This window comes from Corynebacterium sphenisci DSM 44792 (genome assembly GCF_001941505.1).
Lineage (GTDB): Bacteria > Actinomycetota > Actinomycetes > Mycobacteriales > Mycobacteriaceae > Corynebacterium > Corynebacterium sphenisci.
Window position 1 is genome coordinate 712,166 of the sequence record NZ_CP009248.1, and the last position, 20,701, is coordinate 732,866.

The 20,701-nt window shown below is 76.1% G+C and carries 18 protein-coding genes; 14 read left to right on the forward strand and 4 right to left on the reverse strand.

All coding sequences use genetic code 11. From position 1 onward, the window contains the following. Nucleotides 1–19: 19 nt before the first annotated feature. The 14 genes from CSPHI_RS03275 to holA all read left to right on the forward strand — a co-directional run bounded on the left by CSPHI_RS03275 (nt 20) and on the right by holA (nt 15,497). Nucleotides 20–823 (forward strand): class E sortase, encoded by an 804-nt coding sequence (locus tag CSPHI_RS03275; RefSeq protein ID WP_084210211.1) that lies wholly within the window; start codon nt 20–22, stop codon nt 821–823. Nucleotides 824–826: 3 nt separating this feature from the next. Further along, nucleotides 827–979 carry a hypothetical protein gene (locus tag CSPHI_RS12140; RefSeq protein ID WP_169840393.1) on the forward strand — a complete coding sequence of 51 codons (153 nt, stop codon included), beginning with the start codon at nt 827–829 and terminating at the stop codon, nt 977–979. A gap of 74 nt (nt 980–1,053) precedes the next feature. Next, nucleotides 1,054–2,364 carry a glutamate-5-semialdehyde dehydrogenase gene (locus CSPHI_RS03280; RefSeq protein ID WP_075691483.1) on the forward strand — a complete coding sequence of 437 codons (1,311 nt, stop codon included), beginning with the start codon at nt 1,054–1,056 and terminating at the stop codon, nt 2,362–2,364. Nucleotides 2,365–2,472: 108 nt separating this feature from the next. Beyond that, nucleotides 2,473–3,879: a lipase family protein gene (locus CSPHI_RS12615; protein WP_075691484.1), complete on the forward strand. Its 1,407-nt coding sequence runs from the start codon at nt 2,473–2,475 to the stop codon at nt 3,877–3,879. Nucleotides 3,880–4,011: 132 nt separating this feature from the next. Continuing rightward, nucleotides 4,012–5,514 carry a lipase family protein gene (locus tag CSPHI_RS03290; protein ID WP_157118465.1) on the forward strand — a complete coding sequence of 501 codons (1,503 nt, stop codon included), beginning with the start codon at nt 4,012–4,014 and terminating at the stop codon, nt 5,512–5,514. 107 nt (nt 5,515–5,621) lie between these two features. Then, a complete protein-coding gene (locus CSPHI_RS03295) occupies nt 5,622–7,013 on the forward strand; it encodes a lipase family protein (RefSeq protein ID WP_084210214.1) in 1,392 nt (463 codons plus the stop codon). 347 nt (nt 7,014–7,360) lie between these two features. Next, nucleotides 7,361–8,419: a Cj0069 family protein gene (locus CSPHI_RS03300; protein WP_075691485.1), complete on the forward strand. Its 1,059-nt coding sequence runs from the start codon at nt 7,361–7,363 to the stop codon at nt 8,417–8,419. 139 nt (nt 8,420–8,558) lie between these two features. Next, nucleotides 8,559–9,203, forward strand: coding sequence for a nicotinate-nucleotide adenylyltransferase (gene nadD / locus CSPHI_RS03305; RefSeq protein WP_075691486.1), 645 nt, complete (start codon nt 8,559–8,561; stop codon nt 9,201–9,203). A 186-nt stretch (nt 9,204–9,389) separates the two neighbouring features. Beyond that, entirely contained in the window at nt 9,390–9,812 is a 423-nt protein-coding gene (gene rsfS / locus CSPHI_RS03310) for a ribosome silencing factor (RefSeq protein ID WP_157118563.1), read from the forward strand. 3 nt (nt 9,813–9,815) lie between these two features. Beyond that, nucleotides 9,816–10,547 (forward strand): histidine phosphatase family protein, encoded by a 732-nt coding sequence (locus tag CSPHI_RS03315; RefSeq protein ID WP_084210215.1) that lies wholly within the window; start codon nt 9,816–9,818, stop codon nt 10,545–10,547. Then, nucleotides 10,547–11,791 carry a DegV family protein gene (locus CSPHI_RS03320; protein ID WP_075691488.1) on the forward strand — a complete coding sequence of 415 codons (1,245 nt, stop codon included), beginning with the start codon at nt 10,547–10,549 and terminating at the stop codon, nt 11,789–11,791. The genes CSPHI_RS03315 and CSPHI_RS03320 overlap by 1 nt, the downstream gene beginning before the upstream one ends. A gap of 87 nt (nt 11,792–11,878) precedes the next feature. Continuing rightward, complete coding sequence (locus CSPHI_RS03325; protein WP_245803342.1) at nt 11,879–12,580, forward strand: ComEA family DNA-binding protein; 702 nt, start codon at nt 11,879–11,881, stop codon at nt 12,578–12,580. Next, nucleotides 12,577–14,508, forward strand: a complete 1,932-nt coding sequence (locus tag CSPHI_RS03330) for a ComEC/Rec2 family competence protein (RefSeq protein ID WP_084210216.1) — start codon at nt 12,577–12,579, stop codon at nt 14,506–14,508. The genes CSPHI_RS03325 and CSPHI_RS03330 overlap by 4 nt, the downstream gene beginning before the upstream one ends. Continuing rightward, on the forward strand, nt 14,505–15,497 hold the full coding sequence (gene holA / locus CSPHI_RS03335; protein WP_075691490.1) for a DNA polymerase III subunit delta: 993 nt from the start codon (nt 14,505–14,507) through the stop codon (nt 15,495–15,497). The genes CSPHI_RS03330 and holA overlap by 4 nt, the downstream gene beginning before the upstream one ends. A 53-nt stretch (nt 15,498–15,550) precedes the next feature. Here holA and CSPHI_RS03340 read toward each other — a convergent pair whose 3' ends face one another. The 4 genes from CSPHI_RS03340 to CSPHI_RS03355 form a co-directional block, all read right to left on the reverse strand. Beyond that, entirely contained in the window at nt 15,551–16,156 is a 606-nt protein-coding gene (locus CSPHI_RS03340; RefSeq protein WP_075691491.1) for a TetR/AcrR family transcriptional regulator, read from the reverse strand. A 62-nt stretch (nt 16,157–16,218) separates the two neighbouring features. Further along, nucleotides 16,219–17,010: an enoyl-CoA hydratase family protein gene (locus CSPHI_RS03345; protein WP_245803343.1), complete on the reverse strand. Its 792-nt coding sequence runs from the start codon at nt 17,008–17,010 to the stop codon at nt 16,219–16,221. Between the two features lie 4 nt (nt 17,011–17,014). Continuing rightward, on the reverse strand, nt 17,015–19,090 hold the full coding sequence (locus tag CSPHI_RS03350; RefSeq protein WP_075691492.1) for an ATP-binding protein: 2,076 nt from the start codon (nt 19,088–19,090) through the stop codon (nt 17,015–17,017). Nucleotides 19,091–19,104: 14 nt separating this feature from the next. Then, on the reverse strand, nt 19,105–20,640 hold the full coding sequence (locus CSPHI_RS03355; RefSeq protein WP_425429738.1) for an acyl-CoA carboxylase subunit beta: 1,536 nt from the start codon (nt 20,638–20,640) through the stop codon (nt 19,105–19,107). Nucleotides 20,641–20,701: the final 61 nt, after the last annotated feature.

A 20,701-nucleotide genomic window follows, 5' to 3' on the forward strand; every position in this document is an offset into this window, starting at 1 on the left:
GAGGGGAAGGGGCACGCCGATGGGCGCGCACGCCACCCGCGGTACCCGAGATGCCGGCGCCGGGGGAGCCCGCCGCCGCAGACGCCGGCGCGCCACCCCGGTGAGCGTGCTGGGCGAGCTGCTGCTCACCGCCGGGGTGGTGCTCGCCCTGTTCGTGGTGCACCAGCTGTGGTGGACCGGGGTGCAGACCCAGCGGGCGCAGGCCGAGCTGCGCGAGGAGCTGGAGCGCGCCTGGGCGGCGCCGCCGGCGGCCGCCTCCGGCGACCCCGGCGCCGGGCCGGCCCCGGTGACCGCCCGGGGTGCGATGGGCTATCTGGCGGTGCCCCGGATCGGCCTGGACGCGGTGTTCTCCGAGGGCGTGGGCCAGGCGGAGCTGGCCAACGGCCCCGGCCATTACCCGGCCTCCGCGGCCCCGGGGCAGATCGGCAACGTCGCCTTCGCCGCGCACCGCGACGGCAACGCCGCGCACTTCTCCGAGCTCGACGCCCTGGCCGCCTGCGACGAGATCATCGTGGAGACCGCCGCGGCCCGGCACGTCTACCGGGTGCTGGATCTCGCCGGCGGGGAGACCCCCTGCCTGCCCGGGCCCACCCGGGCGGCGCTGGCCGGCCCGGACTACGCCGGCATCGCCGGCCGGGTGATCGTCGACCCGGGCGCGGACGGGGTGGTCGCGCCCATCCCGGACAACGCCGCACTCGGCCGGGGCGGGCAGCCGGCGGTGGCCCTGCTCACCCTGACCACCTGCCACCCGCACTGGTCCAGCGCGAACCGGATGGTGGTGCACGCCGCCCTGGAACGCACCGAAACCAAGGAAGGGAGCTGACCCATGTACGCGGCCCTGTGGCGGGCGTTGCCCGGACCGACCTGGATGAAGGCGCTGGAGGCGCTGGCGCTGCTGGCGGCGGTGCTCTGGCTGCTGTTCACCATCGTGTTCCCGGCGGTGGCGGTGCACCTGCCCTGGATGGACGTGGCGGTGTAGCCGGCGCGGGCGCGGTTTCCCCGCGGCCGCGCCGGGGGAGCCCCCGCCGGCGGCCGGGCCCCTATGCTTGGGCCATGGCCGATACCACGAACGACACCGCAGTGCGCGCCGCCGAGCGCGAGGAGATCCTGGACCGCGCCCGCCGGGCGAAGGCGGTCACCGGCGAACTCGCCGGCTACCCCTCCGCCCGCAAGGACGCGATCCTGCGCGCCGCCGCCGACGCCCTGGTCGCCGCGACCGAGGAGCTGGTCGCCGCCAACGAGGAGGACATCGCCGCCGGCCGGGAGCACGGCATGAGCGAGGCGCTCATCGACCGGCTGCGCCTGGGCGCCGACCGGGTCGCCGGGATCGCCGACGGGCTGCGCCAGGTCGCCGCGCTGCCGGACCCGGTGGGGGAGGTGCTGCGCGGGTCCACCCTGCCCAACGGGCTGCGGCTGTCCCAGGTGCGGGTGCCGCTGGGGGTGATGGGCATGGTCTACGAGGCCCGGCCCAACGTCACCGTGGACGCCTTCGGCCTGGCCCTGAAATCCGGCAACGTGGCCCTGCTGCGCGGCTCGAAGTCGGCGGTGCGCACCAACGCCGCCCTGGTGGCGGTGCTGCGCCGGGTGCTCGCGGAGCAGGGCGCCCCGGAGGACCTGGTGCAGCTGCTGCCCTGCGAGACCCACGGCTCGGTGCAGGATCTGATCACCGCCCGGGGGCTGGTGGACGTGGTGATCCCGCGCGGCGGGGCGGGGCTCATCAACGCGGTGGTGGAGGGGGCGACGGTGCCCGCCATCGAGACCGGCACCGGCAACTGCCACCTCTACATCGACGCCTCGGCGGATCTGGAGGAGGCGATCGCGCTGCTCATCAACGGCAAGACCCGGCGCTGCTCGGTCTGCAACGCCACCGAGTCGGTGCTGCTGGACGCCGCCCTCGGCGCCGAGGGGGTGGGGCGGGTGCTCGCCGCGCTGCGCGAGGCCGGGGTGACCGTGCACGCGGAGCGGGCGAACCTGCCCCTGGGGGAGATCGACGCGGCGCTGGCCGACGCGGTGGTGGAGGCCACCGGGGAGGACTGGACCGACGAGTACCTGTCCATGGACATCTTCGCCCGGGTCGTCGACGGGGTGGAGGCGGCCATCGCGCACGTCAACGAGTACGGCTCCGGGCACACCGACGCGGTGGCCGCCCGGGACTGGCGGGTGTGCGAGCGCTTCGCCGCGGCGGTGGACTCCGCGGCGGTGAGCGTCAACGCCTCCACCGCCTTCACCGACGGGGAGCAGTACGGGATGGGCGCCGAAATCGGCATCTCCACCCAGAAGCTGCACGCCCGCGGGCCGATGGGCCTGCCGGAGCTGACCTCGGCGAAGTGGATCGTGCGCGGCGAGGGGCAGACCCGGCCCTGAGGAGGGCGCGGCCGCGCCGGCCCCGGCGCGCCCCCGCCCCGGGGTGGGATCCGGCGGGCTCGCCGGTTTCGCCCACCCATGTCGTATCGGGAACGTAACCTCCCGGGCATGAGCGCACCGCACCGCATCCTCGCCGCCCTCGCCGCCACGACGCTGCTGGCCGCCGCCGTCCCGGCCGCCGCGGCCCCGACCCCACCCGGCCCGAACCCGCCGCCCGGCGCGGGCGCACCGTCCGGGGCGGGGGACGGCCGGCCGGGCTCCGCCGGCCTGCCGCTGCCCGCCGGCTCCGCCGGGGCCCCGGGATCCTCCGGTCCCGGCACCGCCGCCCCGGATCCCTTCTACGACGAGATCCCCGCGGAACTCGGGGCCCCCGGCACGGTGCTGAAGACCCAGCCCGCCCAGCATCTGCTGGCGATGACCGGGGTCGACTGGCCCGGCACGGCGACGAGGATCATGTACACCTCCACCCGGCAGACCGGGGAGCGCACCGGGGTGACCGGGGTGGTCATCGAGCCCACGACCGCATGGGAGGGCCCGGGTCCGCGGCCGACGGTGGTGATCGCCCCGGGAACCCAGGGCGTGGGCGACCAGTGCGCGCCCTCGCGGGGCCGCGGTTTCGCGGTGGACCTCGCCGAGGGGCCCTCGCTGGCGCTGAACTACGAGCTGCCGAAGATGTACGCCTTCGCCGCGAAGGGCATCCGGGTGGTGCTCACCGACTACATCGGCCTGGGCACACCCGGCATGCACACCTACGGCAATGCCGATGACCAGGCCCACGCGGTCCTCGACGGGTTGCGCGCCGGCCTCGCCGTCGCCGGGGCCGACCCGGGGGACCCGGTGGGCATCACCGGCTACTCGCAGGGCGGGGGAGCGGCCGCCGCGGCCGCCGAGCGCGCCGCCGGCTACGCCCCGGAACTCAACCTCCGGGCCACCTACGCGGGGGCGGTGCCGGCCCGGATCGGGGAACTGCTGGAGTACCTCGACGGCACCGGCCTGGTCGGCGCCATCGGCTTCGGGCTGAACTCCTTCGCCGTGTACGCCTCACCCGGGTTCGCCGAGCGCATGGACGCCCGGCTCAACGAGGAGGGCCGCCGCTTCGTGGCGGAGACCGCCGGGCAGTGCACCCTGGACATCCTCGCGCACTGGGGGCTGCGGAAGACCAGCGAGTTCACCGTGGACGGCCGCTCCTTCGCGGAGCTGGTCGGCGACGAGCCGGAGCTGGCCGAGATCATCGAGCGGCAGTCCCTGGGCGGCACCGCCCCGCCGCGGCCGATCATGATCGAGGCCTCCCCGAACGACGACGCGGTGGAGTTCGGCCAGGCCCGGGATCTGGCCCGGCGCTACTGCGCCGGCGGGGCGCACCTGGCCTTCTTCGTGGACCGCACCCCGCCGCTCATCCCGGGCACCTCCCTGAACCACATCGTGCCGATGGAGCTGAACATCCCGAAGGCCGTGGAGTATCTGGAGGCGGCCTTCCGCGGGGAGGAGCTGCCCGAGGACTGCGGCGACTTCTAGGGCGGCACCCGAGGGCGGCGGATGCGCGACGCACGCCCGTTCGGCGGCGGGACCGGGTTCGTTACGGATTTATCTCGGAAAAGATGTGATTTTCCCCACGGGGGCTGTTCGTCCCCGATACAGTCCCCTCACATGAAGCATCTTCCCCGCGCGCTCCTCATGGGCGCCGCCGCGCTGCTGACCACCACCACCCTCACCGCCACCGCCGGCGCCGCCCCGGGCCTGCCCGGCCTCGACGGCATCGACCTGCCCGGTCTGGACCGGCTCCGCCCGCCGGCGGCCGCCCCGGCCGGGGCGGACGAGGCCGACCCCGACGCGGGGGCGGCCGCCCCGGCGCCGAAGCAGGCCGACCCGGGCCAGGCCGGCCCCTTCGACCAGGCGCCCGGCTCGGACACCGGTTCGGCGGCGATCCCCGGGGCCTCCGGCTCCTCGGATCCGGCCGACCCCTTCTACACCGACATCCCCGCCTCCCTCGGGGCACCGGGCACGGTGCTGAAGACCCGGCCCGCCCAGCATCTGCTGCAGAAGGCCGGGCTGGACTGGCCGGGCACCGCCACGAAGATGATGTACACCTCCACCCGGCAGACCGGGGAGCCCGCCGGGGTCACCGGCGTGGTCATCGAGCCCACCGTCGAGTGGAGGGGGAAGGGGTCGCGGCCCACGGTGGTGCTCGCCCCGGGCACCATGGGCCAGGGCGACCAGTGCGCCCCCTCCACCGGCTACGGCATCTTCGCCAACATCGACCCGGCGATCCCCTCGATGGGCGTCAACTACGAACTGCTCAACGCCTACGCGGCCTCCTCCCAGGGCATGCGCGTGGTGATCACCGACTACATCGGGCTGGGCACGCCGGGCGTGCACACCTACGTCAACTCCGAGGACGAGGGCCACGCCGTACTCGATGCCGCCCGGGCCGGCCTCGCCCTGGCCGGGGCGGACCCGACCGACCCGGTGGCGCTGCTCGGCTACTCCCAGGGCGGCGGGGCCGCGGCCGCGGCCGCGGAGCGGGCGGGCTCCTACGCCCCGGAGCTGAACCTCAAGGGCACCTACGCCGGCGCCCCGCCGGCGAACCTCCGCAAGGTGCTCGAGCGGATCGACGGCAACATGATCGTCGGCGCCATCGGCTACGCCCTGAACTCCGGCCTGGAGTACTTCCCGGACGAGGAGCGCGCCGAGGAGGTGCTGGATCGGATCCTCAACGAGGAGGGCCGGCGCTTCCTGGAGACCACCCGCTCCCAGTGCATCGTGGACTCGGTCGCGATGTGGGGCACCCGCTACACCAGCACCTTCACCCAGGACGGCGCCGACTTCAAGGAGGTGCTCGAGCAGGAGCCGACGATCGCGGCGATCATCGACGCCCAGCAGCTGGGCCGGCGCACCCCGAACGCGCACATCACCCTGGCCACCGGAATCAACGATGACGCGATCCCCACCGGCCAGGTCAAGGAGCTCGCGCAGGCCTACTGCGGCCGCGGCGCGAACGTCGCCTTCGTCGAGGACGACACCCCGACCATCCTGGAGCGCACCGGGGCCAACCACGTGGCGCCGATGCTGCGGGGCCTGCCCGGCTCCATCCGGTACCTGATGGACGCCTTCAACGGCGAGGAGCTCGCCGACGACTGCGGCACCTTCTAGCGCGGCCGCCGCGGCGGGGACCACGGCCGCGCGGCCCGGGGGCACCGGGGCGCGCGGCCGCCGCCGTTCCCGGGACGAAAACCGTTTGCGGTGGATATCATCCGGGTATGAGAGCACCCGCCCGCCCCCGCCACCGGGGCCGCGCCGCGCTCGCGGCGGCCGTCCTGGTTTGCGCCCTCGCGTCCTCCGGCCCCGCCGGCGCCGCCCCCGGGTCCAATCCGCTCCCCGGAGCCCCGGAGGGGCCCGGCCGGGACATCGGCTCGGCCGCCATCCCCGGCGCCACCGGGTCCGCGGATCCGGCCACGGACCCCTTCTACGCCGAGATCCCCGCCGAGCTCGGCGCACCCGGCACGGTGCTGAAGGCCCGGCCCGCACCGCATCTGCTGCAGCTGGCCGGGCTGGACTGGCCCGGGACCGCGACGAGGATCATGTACGCCTCCACGCGGCAGAACGGGGCGCGCACCCCGGTCACCGGGGTGCTCATCGAGCCCACCGTCGAGTGGGAGGGGAAGGGGCCGCGGCCCACGGTGGTGATCGCGCCGGGCACCATGGGCCAGGGTGACCAGTGCGCCCCCTCCACCGGGTACGGGCTGTTCGCGAACATCGACGCCGCCGGGCCCTCCACCGCGGTGAACTACGAGCTGCTCAACGCCTACGCCGCGGCGCGGCGCGGGATCCGGGTGGTGATCACCGACTACATCGGGATGGGCACGCCCGGGGTGCACACCTACGTCAACTCCGATGACGAGGGCCATGCCGTGCTCGACGCGGCCCGGGCGGGCCTCGCCGCCGCCGGCGCCGACCCGGCCGACCCGGTGGGGGTGCTCGGCTACTCCCAGGGCGGCGGCGCCGCGGCCGCGGCCGCGGAGCGGGCGGGCTCCTACGCCCCGGAGCTGAACCTCACGGCCACCTACGCCGGCGCCCCGCCGGCGGATCTGCGCAAGGTGCTCGCCGGCATCGACGGCAACATGATCGTCGGCACCATCGGCTACGCCCTGAACTCCTGGATGGTCTACCTGGATGAGGCCGTCGACCTCGACGAGCTCATCGACCGCAACCTCAACGAGGCCGGGGTGCGTTTCCTGGAGACCACCCGGGGACAGTGCGCGGTCGACTCGGTGCTCATGTGGGGCCGCACCCGCACCGCGGAGCTCACCCGGGACGGGTCGGACTTCGCCGCGGTGCTGGAGCGCGAACCCGCCATCGCCGAGGTGATCGATCGCCAGAAGCTGGGCGACCGCGCCCCCGACGCCCCGATCCGGATCGTCACCGGGGTGCACGACGACGCCATCCCCACCGGCCAGGTGCGCCAGCTCGCCCGGGACTACTGCGACCTGGGCGCCACGGTGGGCTACGGGGAGGACGACACCCCGCGGATGCTGCCCGGTTCCTCCCTGAACCACCTGGTCCCGATGGTCCGGGGCCTGCCCGCGGCCCTGGACTACCTGGTGGGCGCCTTCACCGGCGAGGAGCCCGCGAACGACTGCGGCTCCCTGTAGCCGGCCGGCCCCGCGGAACCCGCCCCCGGGGGGCCGGGCGGGCTCGCGCGCGGGTCCGCCGGCGGGGGTGATCCGGTCCCGCCCCCGCACGTGAGATAGATCTCGCGGGGCGGGACGGGCCGCCATCGGCCCCGGTCAGCGGCCCTTCCACAGGCGGTGACCCAGCTCACGTCGCGTTCCCCGCACGGGGGCGGGCCACCTGCTGTTTCGTGGAAATCAGCCACGGGGCGACGCGACCCCGGCCCGGCCCGCGCCCGGCGCGGGCCATGCCGGGGCGGCGCCGGCGCGCGGTCCCCACCCGACATAACGCAGCGCGGCATCCGGCCGCCGGCGGAAAGGCCAGCCACATGAAAAAGAACATCGTCATCTTCGAGATCGAGGGCGGCTCCGACAAGTACATCGACGGCCACCGCCGCGACACCATGCCCATCGCCCGGGCCATCCAGGACGCCGGCTGGGGCGCCGAGGTGCTCTACTACCGCCCCGAGTGGACCGAGGACCTCTTCGAGTACGTCTCCGCCAACGCCGACGCCTACATCTCCCGGGTGAACCCCGGCGGCATCCCCGGCGGCGAGAAGGGCTACTTCGACCTGCTCACCCGGCTCTCCGAGGCCGGGCTGGTCGGCATGTCCACCCCCGAGGAGATGATGGCCTACGGGGCCAAGGACGCGCTGGTGAAGCTCAAGGACACCGACCTGGTGCCCACCGACACCGCCGCCTACTACGACGTCGCCTCCTTCCACGACACCTTCCCGACCTCGGTGTCCTACGGGGAGCGGGTGCTCAAGCAGAACCGCGGCTCCACCGGCGAGGGCATCTGGCGGGTGCAGCTGGCGGACAAGGAGCTCGCCGCCTCCGTCGAGCCCGGCACCGCGCTGCCCCTGGACACCAAGCTCAAGTGCACCGAGGCGGTGGACAACCACACCGAGATCCGCGAGCTCGGCGAGTTCATGGACTTCTGCGACCAGTACATCATCGGCGACAACGGGATGCTGGTGGACATGCGCTTCATGCCGCGCATCGTCGAGGGCGAGATCCGCATCCTGCTCGTCGGGCCCACCCCGGTGTTCGTGGTGCACAAGAAGCCGGCCGCCGGCGGGGACAACTTCTCCGCCACCCTGTTCTCCGGGGCGAAGTACTCCTACGACAAGCCGGAGGACTGGCAGGAGCTGGTGGACATCTTCGCCGACGCCCGCCCGGTGATCGCGGAGAAGCTCGGCGGGGACGACATCCCGCTCATCTGGACCGCCGACTTCATGCTCGACGACGGCCCGGACGGCAAGGACACCTACGTCCTCGGCGAGATCAACTGCTCCTGCGTCGGCTTCACCTCGGAGCTGGACATGGGCATCCAGGAGCAGGTCGCCAAGGAGGCCATCTCCCGCGTGGAGGCCCGGGTCGGCTGACCCCGCCGAGGCCGCGCCCCTCGGCGCGGACCGGCCCACCCCCGCCGGGGCCGCGCCCGCGGCCCCGGCGGGGGTGCGCCGCATCCGGCGGCCGGGCGGTGTTCCGCCGCGCCGCCCGCCCCGACTAGGCTCAACACCCATGTCCGGCACCCCGGCCCCCGAACGCCCCCGCCGCATCGGCGTGATGGGCGGCACCTTCGACCCCATCCACCACGGCCACCTGGTGGCCGCCAGCGAGGTCGCCGATCTCTTCGACCTCGACCAGGTGGTGTTCGTGCCCACCGGGGAGCCCTGGCAGAAGCGCGGCCGCAGGGTCACGCACAGCGAGGACCGCTATCTGATGACGGTCATCGCCACCGCCGCCAACCCGCGGTTCACCGTCTCCCGGGTGGACATCGACCGGGCCGGGCCCACCTACACCGTGGACACCCTGCACGATCTGCGGGTGCAGTACGGCCCGGAGGTGGAGTTCTTCTTCATCACCGGCGCGGACGCGCTGCGCCGCATCGTCACCTGGCGGGACTGGGAGGAGATGTTCGACCAGGCCACCTTCGTGGGCGTGAACCGGCCCGGGTTCGTCCTCGCCGAGGACGATCTGCCGGACGTGGACCGCTCCCGGCTGCACCTGGTGGAGATCCCGGCGATGGCCATCTCCTCCACCGACTGCCGGCGCCGCGCCGCCGCCGGCCGGCCGGTGTGGTACCTGGTGCCCGACGGGGTGGTGCAGTACATCGCCAAGCGCGGGCTGTACCAGGGCGTCGCCCCCTATCCGCCCCGGGATTGACCCGGCGGGGGCGGGTATCCGAAGATCGGGGGTGGCGGTCGCCGGGGCGCGCCCCGGTCGCCGGCCGCCGACGCGCGCCCGCGGCATCCGCCGGGGCACCCCGACCCAGGAGCTGAAGCAACCATCGTGACCGACACCCGCACCCCGGCCGAATTGGCCGCCATCGCCGCGAAAGCCGCCGACCGGATGAAGGGCGAGGACATCCAGGTCCTCGACGTCTCCGGACCGCTGGTCATCACCGACGCCTTCGTGCTGGTCAGCGCCGACAACGAGCGGCTGGTCGCCGCGATCGTGGACGAGGTCGAGGATGACCTGCGTGCCGCCGGCGCGCGCCCCGTGCGCCGGGAGGGCGTCCGGGAGGGCCGCTGGGCGCTGCTGGACTACGGCATGGTGGTGGTGCACGTGTTCCGCCATGAGGAGCGCGAGTTCTACGGCCTGGACCGGCTCTGGGGGGACTGCCCCCGGATCGAGGTCGAGGGCGTCGCCCAGCGCAGCCCCGCCGAGGCCGCCGGCGCCGCCACCCCCGCCGGGGCGGACGGGGCCCGCGAGGCCGCCTCCATCGAGGACCTGCCGCTGGCCGCGCCCGCCCCCGACGCCGGGGAGCTCTAGGCCATGGCCGCCGCAGCCGCCCCCGCCGGGGGAGCCGAGCCGGCCGCCGGCGCGGGCTGGGACGCCGGGGGCTCGCCCACCACCGTCGCCCCCCGCCGGCTGCTGCTGCTGCGGCACGGCCAGACCACCTACAACGCCACCCGCCGGATGCAGGGCCAGCTGGACACCACCCTGTCCGCGGCGGGCCGCCGGCAGGCCGCCGCGGTCGGCGCGCATTTCGGCCGCGCCAACCCGGACATCACCCGGATCCTCTCCTCGGATCTCTCCCGGGCCCGGGACACCGCCGAGGCGGTGGGCGCCGCCGTGGGCGTGCCCGTGGAACCCGATGCGCGGCTCCGGGAGACCCGGCTGGGGGTGTGGCAGGGCCGCACCCACGCCGAAATCGACGCCGATTACCCCGGCCTGCGCGCCCGCTGGCGCCATGACCCCACCTGGGCCCCGCCCGGCGGGGAGACCCGGGTGGAGGTCGCCGCCCGGATGCGCGCGGTGGTCGACGAGCTGCTCGCCGGCTACCCGGACTGGCCGGGCAACGCGGTGCTGCTGGTCGCCCACGGCGGGGCGATCGCGGCGCTGACCGCCTCGCTCACCGATGTGCCGGTCAGCCACTACACCATGTTCAACGGGATGCGGAACACCGCCTGGGTGGAGTTCACCGGCAAACCCCGCCCGGACGGGGAGCTCGGCTGGTACCTCGGCGCCTTCAACGCCCAGGTCACCGGCGGGGAGGAGCCCTGATGGCGGCGCGGGTGCAGGTGGTCGTCGACGACTCCGCCTGCCTGCCCCGGGAGCTCGCCGCCGCGCACGGGATCACGGTGCTGCCGCTGCCGGTGGACTTCGACGACGGGGAGCCGCGCACCAGCGCCATCCAGCCGCTGCCGCTGTGCGCCGCCTACGCCCGCGCCCAGGAGCGCGGCGGCGACGCCGGGGTGGTCGCGCTGCACCTGGGCTCGGCGCTGTCGTCCACCCTCGCCAATGCGCGCACCGCCGCCGAGGCGGTGGGGGGCGTCGAGGTCATCGACACCGCCCAGGTCGGCGCCGGGATCGGGGTGGCCGCGGTGGCCGCCGCCCGCGCCGCCGCAGGGGGCGGGGACCTCGCGGCGGTGGCCGCCGTCGCCCGGGAGACCCTGGCCCGGACCCGGCTGTGGGGGCATGTGCCCCGGCTGGAGGCGATGCGCCGGGGCGGGCGGATCTCCGCCGGGCAGGCGGTGCTGTCCACCGCCCTGGCGATGAAGCCGCTGATCGGGCTGGAGGGGGGCCAGCTGAAGGTGGCGGCGAAATGCCGCACCGAGGCGAAGCTGCTGGAGACCCTGGTGGGCCGCTGCGTGGACACCGCCGGCGGGGGAGCGGCCGACTGCGTCATCCAGACCGCCGGGGACTCCCCGATGGCCGGGGAGCTCGCCGGGGCGCTGGAGGAGCGGATGCCCGCCGGGTCCACGGTGCGCCGCGTGGAGCTGCCCCCGGCGCTCATCGCGCACACCGGGCCCCGGGCCTGCTTCGTCACCGTGGTGTGCTGCTCCGGGGTCGCCGACCCGGTCGCCGCCGACGCCGGGGCCGACGCCGGGGCCGACGCCGGGGCCGCGGTCGATGACGCCGGGCAGGACGGCGGGGCCGCCGCGGCGGGGGAGCCGGCCGCGGACTGGGAGGAGGCCCCCGCGGCCGGCGGGGACGGCGATGACGCCGCCGCGGACCCGGCCGCGCAGACCGGGGACGGCCCCCTGGTGACCACCGTGGACGGCGCCCTGCCCACCTGGTCGCGCAACCGCCGCGCCGCCAAGGAGCGCGCCGACGCCCTGGCCCGGGCGATCGCGGAACTGGCCCGCCGGGACCGCTCCGACCCGGAGGCCGCGCGCTGGGGCGCCCAGGCCAAGTGGGAGGCCGCCGAGGCCGACCGCGACGCCGGCGACACGCGCCCCGCCGACCCGGGCCGGACGCCGCCCGGGGCGGACGCCGGCGAGGCCACCGGCGGCGACGCCCGGTAATCCACCGTCCGGGGACGCTCCACACCGGGGCCCGCCCCGGGCGGCGGGCGCCATCGCGGGCCCGCGCCCGGCCCTAGCCTGCGGGGCGTGGACAGGCTGCGGGGGCGACTCGGGGACCTGCTCGCGCCGATCCCGGCCGAGCAGGCGATGCCGGTGGACTTCCGCGCCCGCCGCTGGGCGCCCTCGCGCCGGGCGATCGGGGCCGTCGCCGCCGCCGCGGCGCTGACCCTCCTCGCCCTGGCCGCCTGGTGGGCGCGCACCCCCACCGCCGCGCTGCCCGACCCCGCCCCCGCCCCGCCGGTGGCGGTCACCGGGGCCACCCCGGGGGCCGGGGAGCCCACCGAAACCCCGGCCGCCGCACCCGCGGAGCTGGTCGTCGCCGTGGTGGGCCTGGTGCACGCCCCCGGGCTGGTCCGGCTGCCGCCGGGGGCCCGGGTGGCCGACGCGATCTCCGCGGCCGGCGGGATGCTGCCCGAGGCGGACCCGGCGAGCGTGAACCTCGCCGCGAAGGTCGCCGACGGCCAGCAGATCCTCGTCGGCGACGCCCCCGCCCCCGCGGCCGCCCCCGGCGGCGCGGACGGCGGGGCGGGCGCCGGCGCGGTGGTGGACATCAACGCCGCCGACGCGGCCGCCCTGGAGACCCTGCCCGGGGTGGGCCCGGCCACCGCGGCGAAGATCATCGCGCACCGGGAGGCCAACGGCCCCTTCCGGGACCCGGCGGAGCTGCAGGAGGTCCCCGGGATCGGCCCGGCCACCTACGCGGGCCTGCGGGAGCGGGTGCGCACATGAGCGCCCCGCCGGCCGAACGCGCCCCGGTGCCGGGCCTGGACCTGCGCCTGGTGCCGGCCGCCGCCGCCACCTGGGCGCTGGTCGCCGCCCTGGTGCGCGCCGGGGGACCGGCCGCACCGCATGGGGGCGCGGTGCCCTCCCTGGCGTCGGCGGCGCTGCTCGCCGGGGTGGCGTGGGCGCTGCTGCGCCTGCGGCCCCGGCGACGGGGCGCCGCCGGCCGGGTGGGCCGGGTGATCCGGATGCGCCGCGGGGCGGCGGCGCGGCTGTCCGCGGCGATGGCGGCGGTCACCGCCGCCGCGGGCGCGGCCTCGACGGGGCTGCGCCAATGGGCCGCCGCCCGGCATCCGCTCACCGGCCGGGCCGGGGGCCTGGCGCGGCTCACCCTGGAGCTCACCGGGGCGCCCCGGGCCACCGAGCACGGCGCCGCCGCCGAGGCGGCCGTGCCCGGCCTGCCCGGGCGGGTGCCGCTCTTCGGCGACGCCGGGCTGCTCGCCCACGACCAGGGCACCCGGATGGGCGCCCTCGTCGCCGTCCGGGAGGGCGCCCGGGACTCGGTGAACGGGCTGGCGCTCACCCTGCGCGGGGAGCCGGCCTGGACGGCGCCGCCGGCGGGTTTCGCCGCCCGGGTGCGCGAGGGCCTGGCGGACATCGCCGCGGGGCTGCCCGCCGGCCCCGATGCCCTGGTGCCGGCGATGGTGCTCGGCGACGAGCGCGGTTTCGGCCCCGGCTACCGGCGGATGATGGCCGATTCGGGCCTGGCCCACCTCACCGCGGTCTCCGGGGCGAACGTGGCCCTGGTCGCCGGGGCCGCGGCCTGGGCCGCCGGCGGCGCCGGGCCCCGGGCCCGGGTGGCCGCCGGGATGGTGGCCCTGGCCGGGTTCCCCGCCGTGGTCGGCACCGAGCCCAGTGTGCTGCGCGCCATGGTCACCGGGGTGGTGGGCCTGCTCGCGGTGCTGCTCGGGCGGCGCGGCCAGGCGGTGCCCGCCCTCGCCTTCGGGGTGGTGGTCCTGCTCGTGGCGGCCCCGGATCTGGCGGTCGCGCCGGGGTTCATGCTCTCCGTGGCGGCCACCGCCGGGCTGGTACTGCTCGCCGAGCCGGTGGCCGCCCGGCTGGTCACGTTGCCCACCGTGGCCCGCTGGCCGGCCCCGGCGGTGCGGGCGGTGGCGGTGGCGCTCACCGCGCACGTCACCACCGCCCCGGTGCTCGCCGCCACCGTGGGCCGGGTGCCGCAGATCGCGGTCGCGGCGAACCTGCTCGCCGCCCCGGCGGTGGCCCCGGTGACCGTGTTCGGCATGGCCGCCGCCGCCCTGGTGGGGGTGCACGCCACCTGGCCGGCGACGGTGCTGGTGTGGCTGGCCGCGCCCTTCGCCTGGTGGGTGCACGCCATCGGCGGGGCCGCCGCCGACCTGGCCGGCGGCGGCGCCGGCGGCGGCCTCACCGGGGCCCTGGCCGTCTGCGCCGCCTTCGCGGCCTTCCTGGCCCGGCCCCGGGCGGTCGCCGGGGCCACCGGGGCCGCCGGGCTCGCCGCGGCGGTGGCCCTGGCCGCCGGACTGCACCATCCGGTGGCCCCGCCCGGCTGGGCGGCGGCGGCCTGCCCGGTGGGCGGGGAGATCCGGGTGGTCACCGCCGCGGCGGCGGACGCCGGGGAGATGGCCGGGCTGGACCGGCGCTGCCGGCGGGCGCTGCGCGCCGGCGGCGCCCCGCACCCCGGGGGGACGATGGTGGTCGCCGACCTGGCCGCCGCCCAGGAGCTCGACGGCCGGGCCGGGCTGGCCTGGATCCTGGTCGCCGACTGCGGCCGGCGGGCCCGGGCCCGGATCCGCACCCCCTCCGGGATCCCGGTGGCCTGCCCGCTGCGCGACGGCCCGGTGGCGCTCTACCCGGCGGGGCCCCGGATCTGGTCCGGGCGTGGCACCATGGAGCCGTGACTCGCAGCGCAGTGGCCCCCGTGAACCTGATCGTGGGCAAGGAGGGCCTGCTCATCGACCGGGCCCGGCTGTCCATCATCGCCGCGGTGCGCCGCGGCGCGGCCACCCCCGCCGACCCCGGGGGCCGGGACGTGCCCGTGGACCAGCTGCGCGCCGGGGAGATCACCACCGTGGAGCTGGTGAACCTGCTCAGCCCCTCCCTCTTCGGCGAGGACCGGGTGGTGGTGCTCACCGACTGCGACGAGGCCGGCAAGGAGCCCGCCGACCTGGTGCTGCAGGCGGCGCGGGACCCCGCCCCCGGGATCACGCTCATCCTGCAGCACTCCGGGGGCGGCCGGCAGAAGAAGATGGTGCCGGCGCTGCGCAAGGCCGGGGCCGCCGTGTTCGAGGCCGCCGAAATCCCCCGCCGGGAGCTGCCCGGCTTCGTCACCGGCGAATTCCGCGGCCATGGGCTGCGGGTGAGCCCCGACGTGGTCGGCGCCATCCTCGACGCCGTCGGCTCCGACCCCCGGGAACTGGCCACCGCGGTCGACCAGCTCGTCGCCGACACCGGCGGGGAGGTCACCGTCGAGGCGGTGCGCACCTACTACGGGGCCTCCGCGGAGGTCTCCGGCTTCGAGATCGCGGAACTGGCCCTGGCCGGCCGCGGCCCGGAGGCGCTGGCCCGGGCCCGCCGGGCCCTGCAGATCGGGGTGCCGCATGTGCTGCTCGCCGCGGCGCTGTCCGGCATGGTCGGCGACATCGCCCGGCTGCACGGGGCCCGCTCGGTGAGCAAAAGCGATGCCGGCACCTACAAGATGCCGCCGTGGAAGCTGGAGAAGACCCACCGGCTGGCCCGGCGCTGGTCCACCCCCGCCATCGCCCGGGCCACCGAAATCGTCCTGGAGCTCGACGCCGGGGTCAAGGGCGAGCTGCCGGACCCCGACTACGCCGTGGAGCACGCCATCCTCGAGGTCGCCCGGCTCGCGCACGCCTCGCACCGCCGCTAGCGCGGCCGCCCCCGCGCCAAGCCGGCGCCGCCGGGTGGTCCCCGGCCCGCGGATCAGTCGTCCAGGCGGGCGATGGACCCCAGCATCCGGGAGTAGGCGGCCACGGCGCGCTCGGTCTGCGCGGCGGTGTCCACCAGCATGGAGGACAGGCCCAGGCCCCGGGCGATGTCGAGGAGCATGGTGATGAGCCGCCGGGTGTGCTGATCGGAGAGATCGGCGTGCAGGGCGGCGGCGGTGAGCTCGTAGACCCGCCGGTTGTAGGTGGCCTCCGCGGGCAGGATCACGTCCCGCAGGGACTCCTCGGCCGCCGCCCCGGCCCAGATGTGCACCGCGGCGTGGAAGAGGTCGTTGGAGAACTCCCGGAAGAGCAGCCGCAGCACATCCTCCACCGGGGCCCCGCCGGGGCCGGCGTCCAGGGCGGCCATGGCCTCGCTGAGCGCCGTGGTGCGCTCATGGGCCAGTTTGTCGATGGCCTCCTTCATCAGCGCCTCCCGGGTGGGGAAATGGTGCTGGGCGGCGCCCCGGGAGACCCCCGCCTCCTCGGCGACCAGGCCCACCGTGGTGCCCTGCAGCCCGCGTTCGGCGACCATCCGCATGGTGCACTCCAGCAGCCGGCGGCGGGTTTCCCGGCTGCGGTCCTGCTTGGGTTCGTTGGCCATGTCCCGTCCTTCCCCGGCCTTCGCCGAACCCGCAGTATACGGTGCGCCGGACCCGGCGGGGCTCACCCGTCCCGGGGCGGCGGGGCCCAGGCGGGGGCCCGCCGGCCGAGCACCGCGGCCATGCCCTCCCGGGCCTCCTCGGTGGCGAAGAGCCGGGCGGAGGTCTCCGCCAGCCCGGCCCCGCGGGCGTCGAAGGCGGCGCGGATCTCGTGGGTGAGCAGCGCCTTGGTCTCCGCCAGGCCCTGCGGGGAGCAGCGCAGCAGTTTCGCGGTGAAGGCCGCCGCGGCGGCGGCCGGGTCATCGGCCACGGTGGTGACGAGTCCGCATTGGGCGGCGGCGACCGTGTCGAAGACGCATCCGGTGAGCAGCTTCGCCGCCGCCGCCCGGGGCACCATCCGGGGCAGCACGGTGAGCGCGATCATCGCCGGGGCCACCCCGATCCGGGATTCGGGGGCGGCGAAGTCGGATCCCGGGGAGGCGAAGACCGCGTCGCAGGCGCCGATGAGGCCCAGTCCGCCGGCCCGGACATGGCCGTCGACCACGGCGATCACCGGCCTGGGGCAGTCCACGATGGCGCGCAGCAGGTCCAGGAAGCCCCCGGCCGCGGCGGTCATGCCGACCTCCCGGGCGGCGTCGAGATCCGCCCCGGAGCAGAAGGTGCCCCCGGCGTGGTCGAGGATCACCGCGCGCACCGAGGCGTCGGCGGCCGCGGCCGCGAGATGCTCGGCTAGTTGCCCGATGAGCTCCGGGGTCAGCGCATTGCGCCGTTCCGGCTCATCGAGGGTGATCCGGGCGATGGCGGCCTCCGCCCCGCCGGCGGTGGGGCGGGTGCTGCGGGTCATGGTGATGGGCATCGGCTCATTCCTCCTCGTCCTCGTGGACCACGGCGAGCACGGTCCCGGCGGCGACCTGGTCGCCGACCGCGACGGGCAGTTCGGCGACCACCCCGTCGACGCCGGCGCGGATGCCGTGCTCCATCTTCATCGCCTCCATGGACAGCAGCACATCCCCGGCGGCGACCCGGTCGCCGACGGCGAGGCGCACCGAGAGCACCGATCCGGGCATGGGCGCCAGCAGGGAGCCCTCCGCGGCGGCGAGCGCCAGGTCCGGGTGCCGCGGCGGGTGCACCAGCTGCACGGACCCCGCCGGCTGGTCCACCGCGATCGCCCCGCCCGGGTAGGCGGTGACGGTGAACGGCCGGGTGACCCCGCCGTCGGCGATCCGCACCAGGCGGCTGCGCACCCCGCCGCGGCTGGTCCACTCGCCCTCGGCGAGGGGCCGGGACTCCACCACGGCGGCGCCATCGAGATCGCCGGCGCCGTGCGCCGTCCCCCGGCGGTCCCGGATGAGGCGCACCTCCTGCTCCTCCCCGGCGAGCAGCAGGATGGTGGTCGAGCCGGCCCGGCCGACGGTGCGGAAGCCGACGGGCGCGGCCGGGGTGGGCAGCGCCTCGGCGGAGGCGTCCTCCAGGGCGACCGCGGCGGCGAAGAGCGCCAGCCGCAGATCCCGGCCGGCGACCAGGGGCGCCGCGTAGGCCGCCAGCCGGCCGGCGTCGAGGAAGGAGGTGTCGAACTCCCCGGCCCGGAACCCGGGATCGTCGAGGACCCGGACCAGCAGATCCCGGTTGACGCCAAGGCCGTGGATCCGGCCGCGGCGCAGCGCCGCGGAGAGCCGCGCCACCGCCTCGGCGCGGGTGGGGGCGTAGGAGATCACCTTGGCGAGCATCGCGTCGTAGTCGGTGCCCACCGTCGCCGGCGCCCCCGGCGCGGGCGCCACCCCGGAGTCCAGGCGGATCCCGGGCTTCTCCGGCCCGGAGAAGGACGAGACCACGTCGTCGAGGGCCAGTCGCAGCAGCTCCCCGGAGGCGGGCCGGTAGTCGTGGGCGGGGTCCTCGGCGTAGAGCCGGGCCTCCACCGCCCAGCCGCGGGCGGCCGGGGGCCGCTCGGCGGGCAGCGGCAGCCCGGCGGCGATGTCGAATTGCAGCCCGACCAGGTCCAGGCCGGTGGTGGCCTCGGTGACCGGGTGCTCCACCTGCAGCCGGGTGTTCATCTCCAGGAAGAAGAACCCGCCCTCGGCGTCGGCGAGGAACTCCACGGTGCCGGCGCCAGCGTAGCCCACCGCCCGGGCGGCGGCCCGGGCGGCGTCGAAGAGCCGGTCGCGCATCCCGTCGACGGCCTCCACCAGGGGGCTGGGCGCCTCCTCGATGACCTTCTGGTGGCGGCGTTGGATGGAGCACTCCCGCTCGCCGACCGCCCACACCCCGCCGTGGCCGTCGGCGATGAGCTGGACCTCGATATGCCGCCCGGAGGCGATGAAGCGCTCGATGAAGACGGTGTCGTCGCCGAAGGCGCCGCCGGCCTCCGCGGCGGCGGCGGCGTGCTCGCGCACCAGCTCGTCGAGGTTCGCCACCACCCGCATCCCGCGGCCGCCGCCGCCGGCGGAGGCCTTCACCAGCACCGGCAGGTGGGCCCCGGTGACCTCCTCGAGGGCGAGGTCGTCGAGCACCGGCACCCCGGCGGCGGCCATCATCTCCTTGGCGCGGGTCTTCGAGCCCATCGCCTCGATGGCCTCCGGGGGCGGGCCGATCCAGGTCAGGCCCGCGTCGATGACCGCCCGGGCGAAGGCGGCGTTCTCGGAGAGGAAGCCGTAGCCGGGGTGGATGGCGCGCGCCCCGGCGGCCCGCGCCGCGGCGAGGATCCGCCCCGCGTCCAGGTAGGTGTCCGCGGGACTGACGCCGGGCAGGCGCACCGCGCAGTCCGCCTCGGCGACGAAGGGGGCCGCCGCGTCGGCGTCGGAGTGCACGGCGACGGTGCCGATGCCGCGCAGCCGGGCGGCGTGGATGACCCGCCGGGCGATTTCGCCGCGGTTGGCCACCAGCACCGGGCCGATGCCGGGGGCGCCGGTCGGGGCGGGGGAGTGGTCGTGGTCGCTCATGGGGTCCCTCCCGCTCACATCCGGAAGACGCCGAAGCCGGCGGCGCCGTCGATGGGGGCGTTGTGGATCGCGGACAGGGCCAGGCCCAGCACGGTGCGGGTGTCGCGGGGGTCGATGATGCCGTCGTCGTAGAGCATCCCGGAGAGGAACTCCGGCAGGGACTCGTTCTCCACCTGCTCCCGGATGCTCTCGTACATGGCCTTCTGCATCGGCTCCGGGAAGTCCTGGCCGCGGGCCCGCGCGGCCCCGGCGGCGACGGTGGAGACCACCTCGGCGAGCTGCTCGGCGCCCATCACCGCGGATTTCGCCGAGGGCCAGGAGAAGAGGAAGCGGGGGTCGAAGGCGCGGCCGCACATGCCGTAGTGGCCGGCGCCGTAGCTGGCGGCGGTGATGAGGGAGATGTGCGGCACCGTGGAATTGGCCACCGCGTTGATCATCATCGAGCCGTGCTTGATGATGCCGCCCTGCTCGTATTCCCTGCCCACCATGTAGCCGGTGGTGTTGTGCATGAACAGCAGCGGGGTGCGCGCCGAGTTGGCGAGCTGGATGAACTGGGTGGCCTTCTGCGATTCCTCGCTGAACAGCACGCCCCGGGCGTTGGCGAGGATGCCCACCGGATAGCCGTGGATCTCCGCCCAGCCGGTGACCAGGGAGGAGCCGTAGCGGGGCTTGACCTCGTCGAAGGCGGAGTCGTCGGCGATCCGGGCGATGATCTCCCGGGGGTCGAAGGGGGTGCGCGGGTCGTCCGGCACCACCCCGATGAGCTCCTCCGGGTCCAGCCGCGGCGGCGCGCCCGGCCCCCGGGGGCCGGGCCCGGCCTTGGTCCAGTTCAGCCGGCGCACCACGGACCGCGCCAGCCGCGCGGCGTCGTGCTCGTCGGCGGCGAGGTGGTCGGCGAGCCCGGAGACGGTGGCGTGCATCTCCGCGCCGCCGAGGGACTCGTCGTCGGTGACCTCCCCGGTGGCGGCCTTCACCAGCGGCGGGCCGGCGAGGAAGACCTTGGAGCGTTGCTCGATCATGATCACGTGGTCGCTCATCCCGGGCACGTAGGCGCCGCCGGCGGTGGAGTTGCCGTAGACCACCGCGATGGTGGGGATGCCCGCGGCGGAGAGCTGGGTGAGGTTGCGGAACATCGCCCCGCCGGGGATGAACACCTCCTTCTGGGTGGGCAGGTCCGCGCCCCCGGACTCCACCAGGGAGATCAGCGGCAGCCGGTTCTCCCGGGCGATGTCCTGCAGCCGGAGCATCTTGCGCAGGGTCCACGGGTTGGAGGTGCCGCCCTTGACGGTGGAGTCGTTGGCGATGAAGAGGCATTCCACGCCCTCGACCACCCCGATGCCGCCGACCAGGGAGGCGCCGACGTGGAAGTCGGAGCCCCAGGCCGCCAGGGGCATCAGCTCCAGGAAGGGCGAGCCGGGGTCGAGGATGGTGTCGATCCGCTCCCGGGGGGTCAGCTTGCCGCGTGTGCGCAGCCGCGCCACGGACTTCTCCCCGCCGCCGGCGAGCGCCTCGTCGAGGTACCCCTCGATGCGGTGGAGCTTCCCCAGCATCGCGGCCTCGGCGGCCCGGTAGTCGGCGGTGGCGGGGTCGATGGTGGTGGGTGGGGCGGTG